This is a genomic window from Paenibacillus lemnae, from assembly GCF_012933385.1.
In the GTDB taxonomy this organism is placed as follows: Bacteria; Bacillota; Bacilli; order Paenibacillales; family Paenibacillaceae; genus Paenibacillus_AQ; species Paenibacillus_AQ lemnae.
Genome location: NZ_JABBPN010000009.1, coordinates 94,972 through 106,614, shown reverse-complemented (window position 1 = coordinate 106,614; position 11,643 = coordinate 94,972). Strand labels below are relative to the sequence as shown.

9 protein-coding genes are annotated in these 11,643 nt (G+C 49.2%); 8 read left to right on the top strand and 1 reads right to left on the bottom strand.

The window, feature by feature from the left end; all coding sequences use genetic code 11:
* Positions 1 to 83: 83 nt before the first annotated feature.
* The 6 genes from HII30_RS11585 to HII30_RS11560 all read left to right on the top strand — a co-directional run bounded on the left by HII30_RS11585 (position 84) and on the right by HII30_RS11560 (position 8,561).
* A complete protein-coding gene (locus tag HII30_RS11585) occupies positions 84 to 1,697 on the top strand; it encodes an extracellular solute-binding protein (protein WP_169505192.1) in 1,614 nt (537 codons plus the stop codon).
* An 84-nt stretch (positions 1,698 to 1,781) separates the two neighbouring features.
* Complete coding sequence (locus tag HII30_RS11580; protein ID WP_169505191.1) at positions 1,782 to 2,744, top strand: ABC transporter permease; 963 nt, start codon at positions 1,782 to 1,784, stop codon at positions 2,742 to 2,744.
* 11 nt (positions 2,745 to 2,755) lie between these two features.
* Positions 2,756 to 3,613 carry a carbohydrate ABC transporter permease gene (locus HII30_RS11575; protein ID WP_425495992.1) on the top strand — a complete coding sequence of 286 codons (858 nt, stop codon included), beginning with the start codon at positions 2,756 to 2,758 and terminating at the stop codon, positions 3,611 to 3,613.
* A gap of 40 nt (positions 3,614 to 3,653) precedes the next feature.
* Positions 3,654 to 5,912, top strand: coding sequence for a helix-turn-helix domain-containing protein (locus tag HII30_RS11570; RefSeq protein ID WP_246246304.1), 2,259 nt, complete (start codon positions 3,654 to 3,656; stop codon positions 5,910 to 5,912).
* A 22-nt stretch (positions 5,913 to 5,934) separates the two neighbouring features.
* Positions 5,935 to 6,933, top strand: a complete 999-nt coding sequence (locus tag HII30_RS11565; protein ID WP_169505188.1) for a zinc-dependent alcohol dehydrogenase — start codon at positions 5,935 to 5,937, stop codon at positions 6,931 to 6,933.
* A gap of 53 nt (positions 6,934 to 6,986) precedes the next feature.
* Positions 6,987 to 8,561, top strand: coding sequence for an FAD-dependent oxidoreductase (locus HII30_RS11560; RefSeq protein ID WP_169505187.1), 1,575 nt, complete (start codon positions 6,987 to 6,989; stop codon positions 8,559 to 8,561).
* 428 nt (positions 8,562 to 8,989) lie between these two features.
* Here the strand turns inward: HII30_RS11560 and HII30_RS11555 are convergent, their stop codons facing one another.
* Positions 8,990 to 9,754, bottom strand: a complete 765-nt coding sequence (locus HII30_RS11555; RefSeq protein ID WP_343045097.1) for an IclR family transcriptional regulator — start codon at positions 9,752 to 9,754, stop codon at positions 8,990 to 8,992.
* 305 nt (positions 9,755 to 10,059) lie between these two features.
* On the opposite strand from HII30_RS11555, the gene HII30_RS11550 reads away from it, so the two are divergent.
* Positions 10,060 to 10,851, top strand: coding sequence for an ABC transporter ATP-binding protein (locus tag HII30_RS11550; protein ID WP_169505185.1), 792 nt, complete (start codon positions 10,060 to 10,062; stop codon positions 10,849 to 10,851).
* Complete coding sequence (locus HII30_RS11545) at positions 10,848 to 11,612, top strand: ABC transporter permease (RefSeq protein ID WP_169505184.1); 765 nt, start codon at positions 10,848 to 10,850, stop codon at positions 11,610 to 11,612. Before HII30_RS11550 ends, HII30_RS11545 begins: the two co-directional genes overlap by 4 nt.
* The last annotated feature ends 31 nt before the right edge of the window (positions 11,613 to 11,643 follow it).

Here is an 11,643-nt window from a genome sequence, read left to right as displayed (position 1 = left end):
CAGTGAAGTGAAGTATTGACGGGGGTTACTCAAAGGTTGTTTCAAACATAACTATTCTAAAGAAGATGACAGGAGGAACAAACATGTCAAAAAAGTGGTTCAGTATGGCACTTGTTTTAACATTGTTCACAACACTGCTCGCAGCTTGCGGAGGAGACGGTAAGACTGCAGATCCTGCACCAAAACCGGCTGAGCCGGATAAGGCGGCAGAAGCACCGGCAGATCCGAATCAATATGGTGATACCGGCGGGCTGACACTTCCACTTGTCGATGAGCCGACAACCGTTACTTTTATGGTAGCCAGTGAGAAAACAAATCTAAATGATTCCCTGATCGCTAAAGAAATTGAGAAGCGTACAGGTATCACGGTGGATTTCCAAGCATATTCCCCTGCAACTTTCAGTGATAAATTGAGAGTCATCGTGGCTTCCGGTAAGCTTCCGGATATTTTCCACGGTCTGAAGTCAAGTGAATTGAAGAAGATTGGCCAGCAGAATGCTGTTGTAGCCATTAATGAACACATCGACATGCTGCCGAATTTCAAGAGGCTTTTTGTAGATGAGAACCCTTGGGTCATTCCTTCCTATGGCGATGAAAAAGGAAACATCTACACATGGCCGGTAGCGAACATTAACCGTGACGTAAACCATGGCTTCCTGTACCGGAAAGACGTTTTTGATAAGCTCGGAATTGAAGAGTGGACTAATACGGAAGAGTTCTACCAGGCTCTGAAAAAGCTGAAAGAAGAGTACCCAGACTCCTATCCGTACGCTTCCAAAACAAAAGAATACATCTTCCGTGACTGGTCATACGGCTGGGGTATCGGAGGTCCTAACTATCCGACATACTTTGATGAGTCTGCGAAACAGTGGAAATATGCTTCCATCCAGCCGGAGCATAAAGACATGCTGGATTTCATGAAGAAGCTGTATAACGAAGGTCTGATGGATCCGGAATTCCTGACGGATACCAATGACAGCTGGACTGCGAAGATGACCACAAGCAACAAAGCATTTGTGACTTGGGACTGGATCGGACGTCTGGATATGTTCTACAACCAAATCAAGGACAGCAATCCGGAGTATGACCTGAGATACGGTACGCCGGTAGGTCCTACCGGCAACGGTGCAACACTGCCGAAGATTACCCCTGACTTCAGTATTGCCGTAAGCAATGGCAAGAACAAAGAAGCTGCCCTGAAGCTTCTGGATTACCTGGCCAGCCCGTCTGGTGCTACGCTCGTGACCATGGGTGTGGAAGGTGAAACTTTTAATATCGAAGATGGTAAAGCTGTATATCCTGAGTTGACCGATGTTCCATTGGTCGATATCAGCGTACTGGAAGACAGATATGGCCTGTGGCTGCAAGGCATGTATGTAAACTCTGATAGACGCAGTGTGTATTACAACTTTACTGAGAAGGAGCAGGAAGCTCAAGACAAGCGTTTGGAAGCCAACAACTTTGAACCGCTGGATCCTGTATTGAACTTCACGGATGAAGAAGTTGCAACCATTGCTGAGCTTCAGGTCAACCTGGAGAAAGCGGCGAACGAGTTTAACTCCAAGTATATCCTGAACAAAAACTATGGTGATGCTCAATGGGAAGAATGGCAGAAGAACGCTGTAGCCCAGGGTGCGGAGAAGCTGGCTGATGTATTCAATTCCGCTCAGAAGCGCTATGACGCTGCATCGCAATAATATTTGAATAACTAAAAAAAGAGGATGAACGCAGCATCCGGTCTTACAGCCGGATGCTGCTCCATATCTAAAGGAGGAACCATTATGTCACAGGCCGGCATGGAAGCAGGCACGCCACCCAAGAAATCGGCGCCGCGCCGTACGCTGACCGCATTTCAGCATATGAAGCGTGACAGGCAGCTGCTGATCTTGTTCATTCCTTGCTTCCTGTTCTATCTTATCTTCCGTTACGGCCCGCTATACGGTTTGCTTATTGCTTTTAAGGATTACAGTGTCTTTACGGGCATTATTGAGAGCCCTTGGGTTGGTTTAAAGCATTTCATCAATTTCTTCAGCGGTCCGGATTTCTGGAAATTGTTTAAGAACACATTGATCCTGGGGGTTTCCTCTATGGTGTTTTCTTTCCCGTTTCCGATTATACTGGCGATCCTGCTGAATGAGGTGCGGGTAAGATGGTTTAAAAAATCCGTGCAGACGATCAGTTATCTGCCGTCTTTCCTTTCGGTCGTTATTATCAGCAGTATGGTCATTGACTTCCTGTCTCCAAACAACGGGATGATCAATCAGCTCCTGGCCGTATTCGGCTTCGAGGGGAAATACTTCCTGATCGACCCGAACTGGTTCCGGCCGATCTATATTGCTTCTGATATCTGGACCCATACCGGATATGAGGCGATTATCTACATGGCTGCCATTGCGGGCATCAGCCCCTCACTATATGAAGCCGCCAAGGTGGATGGTGCGAAACGGCGTCATATGATTTTTAACATTACCATTCCGTCCTTGATGCCGACCATTATCATCATGTTTGTTCTAAAGACAGGATCACTGCTCCGCATCGGCTACGAGAAAGTACTCCTGCTCTATAACCCGATGACCTATGATGTGGCAGATGTATTCTCTACATTCGTATACCGGAAAGGATTGCTGGAAGCCAATTACAGCTACGCGGCAGCTGTAGGTCTGTTTGAGGCTCTTGTAGCTATGGTGCTTCTGCTGTCTTCCAATTACATGAGCAGAAAGCTGGGAGGTAAAGGACTATGGTAAAAAAATTCAGCATGAATAACATCTCCCTCTTTTCTGTTGTCAATGCGATCATTCTGACCTGCCTGGCTATTATCACCATCTATCCGATTCTGTATATTACATCGGTATCTTTCAGTGATACCGCGGCCGTGCTTCAAGGAAGAGTTGCTTTATTCCCGGTAGGGTTTAATCTGGATGCCTATGCTCAGGTGCTGAAGGATGCTAGAATTCCGCGAGCCTATATGAACACTATATACTACACAGCACTAGGTACGACGATCAACCTGCTCTTCACCGCGATTGCGGCATATCCGCTGTCACGCGCCGGATTTTTTGGACGCAGATTCTTTATGGTAGCCATTATCCTGACGATGTTCTTGAATCCCGGCATCATCCCGAACTATCTGATCGTTCAAGAGCTGGGGATGATCGATACGGTATGGGCGCTTGTGCTGCCGAATGCCATCTGGACGTTTGAGCTGATCATTCTGAAAAGCTTTTATGAAAATATGTCGGAAGGACTTCGCGAAGCGGCTGTGGTTGATGGAGCATCAGAATACCGCATTCTGTTCCAGATTATGATCCCGCTCTCGAAGCCGGCGCTTGCTTCCATCGGTTTGTTCTATTTCATGGGCCACTGGAACAGCTTCTTTATTCCGCTCATTTATCTGAACGACTCCACCATGTATCCGCTTCAGGTCGTGCTTAGGGATATGCTCATATTCTCGGAAAGCAGTAACAATACGAATCTCGTGGACGCATCAGCACTGGCACCACAGTCCATGAAAAATGCAACAATTGTGCTGGCGATGATTCCGGTGCTGCTCATTTACCCGTTTGCACAAAAGTATTTTGCCAAAGGTGTTATGCTTGGCTCCGAAAAAGGGTGACGTACGCACCGCTTGGGTATAACATGGTGTTTATGAAGGGATGACATCAAGAGAGGTGATCCGTTTGAATCGATTGATCGCGAACAGAGGCCTTCTACAGATTTTTTTCGCCCTGCAGCTGGTCGTCGGCATCATGTTTATATTCAACTATATGGTATACAAAAACTCGATTTCCGGTATCTATGAGAAGGTGACGGAAAACAACCGGATGGTTATTCGTAATATCATCCAGTCGTTTGACGCCAGCTTCACGTCCATCAACAATCTGATGTTCAACATTCATGCGCTTCCATATGGACAGATTGTAGACAGCAGCGGACAGCAGGATATGGAGAAAGTTCTGCTGCTGGAAGACAGCCTGGCCCGCATGGTGTCGACGATGGATTATGTGGAAAATGCCATTATTACGTATGACTACAAGCTGGCAATTACCCCTAACGGAAGCAGCAGTATGGAAGCTTTGTTTGACCGGAAGTACACAAATCTCAAGTACAATTCGATGTTCTGGCAAAACTTTATCCGGTCAGAACATGATTTTACAGTTTTTCCAGCTGACACGTACTCGGAGATTGATTCTACCGTAAAGAAAGAACTGATTGTGGCGGTGGACAGCAGCAGGCTGAGAATGTCCAACAAAAAGCTGATGGTGCTGATTGATGTGAACAAGCTGCTGAGCAGCATCGATCTCAAAGGCATGATCCCGGGAGCTTCCCTTATTGTGCTCGATGCGAACCGGAATCTAGTACTCAGCACAGAGAAGGATCTGGATCTGGTTGAAATTCTGAATGATGTGTATTTCAATCCGTCCAGCGAAGCCTCGGTCAAGCGGGAGAATTTTGAGTACAATTTCTACAAATCGGATTACAACGGATTTATTTACATTAACAAGCTGCCTTACAAGTTTCAAAATATCGGCTCTGTCACGAATGCGAATCAGTGGATTATGTACGGAGCAATTGTACTGGCGGTCCTGCTATCTGTGCTGCTCAGCATTTATCTGTACCGGCCGGTCAAAAATATTGTGCAGCTGCTGGGCGGTTCCAATCTGAAAGGCAACGATTTCGTGAAAATTCAGAGCGGGATCGTGAAGATCCAAAGGGAGAACGAATCGTTAAGGAGCCAGATGCACCTGGTCGATTCAGAGATCCAAAGGGGCGTGTTCCTTCAGACGCTCGACGGGCTTCCGCATTCCAGGGAATACGAGATGCAGATGCAGAACCACTATGCTGATCTTTTTCAGCGCAGATATTTCATGATGGCCGCTATTCACCTGATTCCTGTGGACAACAGGGAGCAGCAGGAGTGGTCCATTGAGGATATTACGGAACGGCTGCGCTCCGAGGTGACTGGGGAGCTGGAGCATGTTGTTGTGTTTCATGAAGAGCATCTTAGATTCCTGCTGCTGATCAGTGTCGATATCCCGGCAGAGCGGAAAAAGCTGCTGAAGAAGCTGGATCATTGTATCCGGCAGGCAGAGGAGACAGGGCTGCGCTCGTTCCGACTGCAGGGCTGCATCAGCCGTGTGTTTGAATCGAAAATCAGCAACTGCCGGGAGGCTTATCAGGATGTGCGGAATGGCTTTCAATACCGTGATGTCAATGGTAACGTGCACTTGATCGATACGGAAAAAATTTCGTTCGTAACGGATATTTATTTCCCGCTGCAGAAGATCGAGAAGCTCTCCAACTGTCTCATGACCGGCAAGCAGGATGAAGCGATGGATATTGTGAACGAGGTTATTGAAGAGAATAGCGGCAAGCATGTTCATCATCATCAGCTTGTACATATGGCACAGACGATGTTTTTGGTTATGCTGAAGCAGGCAGATACCTCGGAGGAAAACCGGTATGAACTGTTTCGCATGGAGACCGAGATGATGCAGCGGCTCAGGGAAGCCTACAGTGTGGATCAAGTCAGGGAAGCACTGATGGAGGGGCTGCGCAGGATCATGGCCATGCGAAACGTGGATTCGAAGAGCAAGCTGAATCCGGCATTTATTTCCCAATATATTGAGCTGCATTATATGGAGAATCTGTATTTGGATCATATGGCAGAAGTGCTGGATACCAGCTCGAAATATTTTTCGAATTATTTCAAAAAGACGTTCGGCGTGAACTATGTGGAATATTTGAATAAAGTCCGACTGTCTCATGCCAGGGAATATTTAAGGAATTCCGATTTGAGTATTGCCGAAATCGGTGAAAAAACGGGATATACAAACTCATCAACATTTACAACGACATTCAAAAAATATTGCGGCGTATCTCCAAGCGAATACAGGAAAAAGGCCGCAGAGTAGGGTGGATAAGGAGGAGCCATATATGAAAGCAGTTGCTACACAGCATGGGAAGGTCGGCTTGACAGAGATAGAAAGACCTCCCCTTCAACCAGGGCATGTACGTATCCGTACCGAATATTCAGCGATCAGTCCGGGAACCGAAATGACCTTCATCAAGCGGGCATCCGAGAAGCAGGTCATTATCGGATACAGCGCAGTCGGCATCGTCACCGAGATTGGAGAAGGGGTGACTGGCCTTACAGCAGGTCAGCGTGTTGCCTGTTATGGAGCGCCTTATGTGCGCCATGCGGAGGAACTGGCTGTTCCTTCTAATCTAACAGCGCTTGTACCGGATCATGTGAATCCGGAAGAAGCTGCTTTTGCAGGCCTGGGGGCTATTGCCATTCATGCGCTGCGGATCGCGGACCTGCGTTTTGGAGAATCGGTTGTTGTTGTGGGCCTGGGCATCCTGGGACAGATCATCGCTCAGATTGCCTCTGCCGCTGCTAACCAGGTGCTGGGATATGACCTGAATCAGGATCGCGTCAAAAGCATGAAGCAGCACATGGCGCACACCTACGACAATCAGGAAGACCTTGAGAAAAGCATAGACACCGTAACAGGAGGCCACGGAGTGGACAGTGTCGTCCTGTGCGCCGGCGGTCCGGGTGAAAAGCTGATAAACTCCTCCATGAAGTGGATTCGGGACAAAGGCAAGATCGTCATTGTGGGCGATTTGTCGATGAGCTTTAACCGGGGCCAAATGTTCAGTAAAGAAGCGCAGGTGCTTATTTCGCGAGCCGGTGGACCAGGACGTTATGACGCCGGCTATGAACTGGAAAACAAAGACTACCCGATCGGATTTGTACGCTGGACGGAAGGACGCAACATTGCGGAGTATATTCGGCTCCTCGCCGAGAAGCGAATTGACATCAAGCCGCTGATCTCCCGTGTTGTTCCCGTTCAGGAGGCGCAAAGCGCGTATGATTCATACAGCGCAGCATCAGCCGTGATGGGTACCGTCTTCAAATATGAACAATAGTTTGCATCATAGTCATTTGCCCGCATAGGGCGGATATGGGGGTGTTAAAACCAATGGAAACCAAGCATTTTGCAGATATCGTGATCATTGGCGGCGGCCTGGGAGGCAGCTCTGCTGCCTTGGCTGCTGCAAAGTCAGGAAAACGCGTCATCATGACCGAAGAAACCGACTGGATCGGGGGACAAATTACCAGCCAGATCGTACCGCCGGATGAACATCCCTGGATCGAGAGCTTTGGTTCGACGGCGAGCTATCGGGAGTTCCGCACCCGGGTGCGGAACTACTACAAGGAGCATTTTCCGGTCACACCAGAGGCGCGGGGAGATATCCACTTTAATCCCGGAAGTGCGATGGTCAGTGCGGTAGCCCATGAACCTCGTACGGCTTTGGCCGTGCTGCGGGATATGATGGCACCCTACATTCACAGCGGCCGGCTGGTTATTCTCACAGAGCATGTGCCGGTTGAAGCAGCGTGTGAAGGCGACGAAATCCGCTCTGTACATGTGCGGAATAAAGTCACGGACGAAGTATTTGTGCTGACAGGCAGCTGCATACTGGATGCGACGGAAGAGGGAGACCTTCTTCCGCTTGCCGGGGTAGAATATGTCACGGGTGCCGAGTCTTTTGAACAGACAGGCGAACCGCACGCACTGCAGGGGGAAGCCGATCCGCAGGACATGCAGGCATTGACCTGGTGCTTCGTGATGGACTACTGCGAAGGGGAAGACCATACGATTGCCAAGCCCGAGAACTATGAATTCTGGAGAGAATACAAGGCCGATTTCTGGCCGGATAAGCAGCTTAGCTGGGCGGGACTTGTCCCGCACACCCTGGAGCCTGTAACCTACAGCCTGTTCCCGGACGGGAAATCCTTCTCGCTGTGGAAATACCGGCAGCTGCTGGACCGGGAAAATTTCGCACCAGGAACGTTTGACACGAACGTGACGGTCGTCAATTGGCCGGCGAACGATTACTGGCTCGGCTCAATCATCGATGTATCGCCAGAGGAGCGGGAGCTTCATCTGAAGCGGGCGAAGGAGCTCAGTTTGTCCCTGATGTACTGGATGCAGACCGAGGCTCCGCGTCCGGACGGCGGCAAGGGCTATCCCGGCCTGCGCCTTCGTCCGGATATTGCAGGCACGCCTGACGGCTTAGCCAAAATGCCGTACATTCGTGAGTCCCGCCGCATACAGGCAGAGTTCACGGTGACGGAACAGCATGTCGGGGCAGATCTGCGTCCGGATGGCAAAGCAGCCGACTTCTTCGATTCCGTCGGCATCGGATGTTATCGGATCGACCTGCATCCAAGCACCGGCCTGCGGACCTACATTGATGTGTCGAGCCTGCCGTTTCAGATCCCGCTTGGCAGTCTGATTCCAGTGCGGGTGAACAATCTGATTGCCGCCTGCAAGAACATCGGCACTACCCATATCACCAACGGCTGCTACCGGCTGCACCCGGTCGAGTGGAACATCGGCGAATCCGCCGGTTACCTCGCCGCGTACTGCACCGATCACGGTGTTACACCGCGTGAAGTGCGGAACACACCGGAGCACCTGAAAGCCTTCCAGAACATGCTGGTGGAAGCCGGCGTTGAACTGAAATGGCCTGCGGTGCATGCGGTGTAGGGCAGAAGCGATTTACTTGATAAGCCCGGTTTCCGGGCTTATTTCTGCTTCGGCCATCTCTTACAACAAAAAACCGTTTCTTTAATAAGTGGTGGCTGGCTGATGCCTCCATTTTACTAAAGAGCGGTTTTTTAATGTCTTCTTTGGGATGGATATGCACGAAGCAGCGGAGGGGATGCATCGATTACGGACTAGCGAGAGCGTAAGCCTCAAAGCTTTCCACACGAAAGCTATATAAAATGAAATTAAAATTCACATGTTTAACGTAGAGTGAGAACCGATCTGGAGAAGCGAAGCGTTCGCCTTTATCCCCGGATTTACCCTTATGTGGGTATCAATTCAAAAAATCTGGGGATAACAGCGATCGGAAGATGGTTCTCAATCGAAGTGGACCTGTGTGTAATTTCAACCTACGGATGAGAATGTAATTAGTATGAATGCCCGTTATAGCCGAGTTTGCTTGAAATTTCATGAGCTGCCGCTTTGATTTTGGTGATGAGCTCCGGCATATGCTCTTCGTCGAAGCGCACCTCCAGGCCAGCGATACTGAGCGCAGCGATGGCTTGACCGGTATGATCAAATATAGGGACGCTCAGCTCAGCGGTGTAGTTTTCCAGCTCAGAGCGGCTGAAGCTGTAACCGTCACGCTGACTGCGTTCCAGCGATGCACGAAGCTTGTCCTTATCGGTCATGGTTCCGCAGCCGATCGGTTTCAGAACAACAGATTCCAGATAGGCCTCCCGTTCCTCCTGCGGCATAAATGCCAAAATCGTTCTCGAAGAAGCACCTGCATACAAGGGTGCTTTTTTGCCGATTTTGGTGAACAGCCTGACAGGATGATGAGTGTCCAGCTTTTCAATATACATGGTCTCTTCCCCGTCCCGCAGGACTAGGTGAACGGCTTCTCCGATATCATCCCGCAGCTTCTCCATCACCTGGAGCGATATGTTCCGGATGTCCAGACGCTCTGCCACGAGATTACCAAATTGCAGAAACAGCAGTCCCAGTGTGTATTGTCCATCTTCATCCTTGCAGAGAAAGCCCATCTGTTCGAGGGAGCCGATCATGCGATGAACCGATGTTTTGGGAATGCCGGACAGCTTGGTCATGTCATTGATGCTGAGTTTGAGATGGTTTTGAAAGAGATTGAGCAGATCCATGGATCGGATCACAGTTTTGTTTTTATTCTGCACGTTGCCGAAGTTCCTCCTGGTAAAGTAAACCTTTTCTTAGACAAATAGTAAGCTTTAATAGCTGCTTAATCAAGTGCAGGGATGAATTGCATTGGAAGAACAAGCAGTTTCCTGGCATAAAGTGAAAATTGTTCTTGCTTTTCTGTTAAAACCCACTATAATGGTCGTATATATCGGGATTGAAATTCGGAACTATAATTCCGAATTACGGAATTTAATAATGTCAGTCTAGCCGTGAGTGATTAGAATAAACGTTATACAGACCAGGGAGTGTTGATTATGAACAGCGGATGGGAGAACACGACATGAATCAGGATAAATGGAAGCTGCAGGTACAGGATCTAACCGTTCGTTACACCGCCAAGGGAAAGAGCACCACGGCACTTGAACATGTCAATATGGCCGTTAAAGATGGTGAGTTCGTGTCCGTGGTAGGGCCCAGCGGCTGCGGAAAATCCACGCTGCTTAAAGTAGCCTCAGGACTGCTGAAGCCAGCCGGGGGACAGGCGCTGCTGGACGGAAAGCCGATTGAGGGAGTGACCGGAGAAGTCGGGATGGTGTTTCAGAACGATGCGCTTCTGCCATGGAAGACCGTCTATGACAATGTACGCCTGCCGCTTGAGATCAAAGGGCTGTCAAAATCCGATCAGGCTGCTGAAGTGAGACGGCTGCTGAAGATGGTCGGACTTCATGAATTTGAGCACTTTTATCCGAAACAGCTTTCCGGAGGTATGAAGAAAAGGGTTGCTCTGGCCCGTACCTTTGCCTATGATCCTGGACTGTATTTAATGGATGAGCCATTCGGACCGCTGGATGCGCAGACCCGGGTCAAGATCGGGGAAGAATTTTTGAAAATCTGGGAACAGGTCGGCAAAAGCGTGCTCTTCATCACACACGATATTGAAGAAGCAATATCGTTATCGGACAGGGTCATTGTGATGACCAACCGTCCCGGAAAGATCAAGGCGGAATTTGATGTCACGCTGGAACGTCCCCGCCCTTTTTACGATATTCGATTCGACAGCCGGTTTAAGCAGCTCCAGCGTGAGATCTGGCACTGCATGTCCGATGAGGATAGAGAGGGGAATGAACAATGAGTGATGCAGCAGAATACAGCCCCCTGAAGGTCTGGTCCGGAAGAATTATTCTGGGCATTCTCATTTTGGGTTTATGGGAAATCTGCTCAGGCAGAGTGTTCAACGAGTTTTGGATCAGCAAGCCGTCCTTGATTCTTGAGCGTGTGGCAGAAATGACGGCCAAAGGGACCTTGTGGTTCCATGTGAGCGTCACCCTGCAGGAAGCCATCTTCGGATTGATTATCGGTATGGTGGCAGGTACGCTGCTTGGGATTGTGCTCGCGTACAGCGGTATTTTTGAACGTTGGGTGTACCCGTACATCATGGCTCTGTACAGCCTTCCCCGGGTATCCCTGGCGCCATTGTTTATCGTCTGGTTCGGTATCGGAATGTCGTCAAAGATTCTGATGGTTGTAGCTATGGTTATCTTTGTAGCTTTTTATAATGCTTATGAAGGCATCCGGAACATTGACAGAGACCTGCTCGATATGATGAAGACCTACAAGGCCGGACGGCTGCAAAAATTAAAATGGGTCATTCTCCCGTCTATCACCGTGTGGATTTTAACCAGTCTGCGTCTCAATATCGGAATGGCCTTGATTGGATCGGTGATTGCCGAACTGGTCGGTGCCAGCCGCGGTCTGGGTTACTATATCACCTACTCGTCCGGCATGCTCGATACCACCGGTATTTTTACAGGATTGTTTCTGATTATGATGATTGCAGTCATTTTGGAGCAGTTTGTGGTTCAGCTGGAGCGGAGGTTATTGAAATACCGTTAAATCGCTGTACACGTTAAGAGATGAACAATTC

Coding starts and splice junctions, on each gene's coding strand:
- HII30_RS11585 (WP_169505192.1), top strand. CDS start 84: ATGTCAAAAAAGTGGTTCAGTATGGCACTTGTTTTAACATTGTTCACA.
- HII30_RS11560 (WP_169505187.1), top strand. CDS start 6,987: ATGGAAACCAAGCATTTTGCAGATATCGTGATCATTGGCGGCGGCCTG.
- HII30_RS11575 (WP_425495992.1), top strand. CDS start 2,756: ATGAATAACATCTCCCTCTTTTCTGTTGTCAATGCGATCATTCTGACC.
- HII30_RS11570 (WP_246246304.1), top strand. CDS start 3,654: ATGACATCAAGAGAGGTGATCCGTTTGAATCGATTGATCGCGAACAGA.
- HII30_RS11580 (WP_169505191.1), top strand. CDS start 1,782: ATGTCACAGGCCGGCATGGAAGCAGGCACGCCACCCAAGAAATCGGCG.
- HII30_RS11545 (WP_169505184.1), top strand. CDS start 10,848: ATGAGTGATGCAGCAGAATACAGCCCCCTGAAGGTCTGGTCCGGAAGA.
- HII30_RS11565 (WP_169505188.1), top strand. CDS start 5,935: ATGAAAGCAGTTGCTACACAGCATGGGAAGGTCGGCTTGACAGAGATA.
- HII30_RS11550 (WP_169505185.1), top strand. CDS start 10,060: ATGAATCAGGATAAATGGAAGCTGCAGGTACAGGATCTAACCGTTCGT.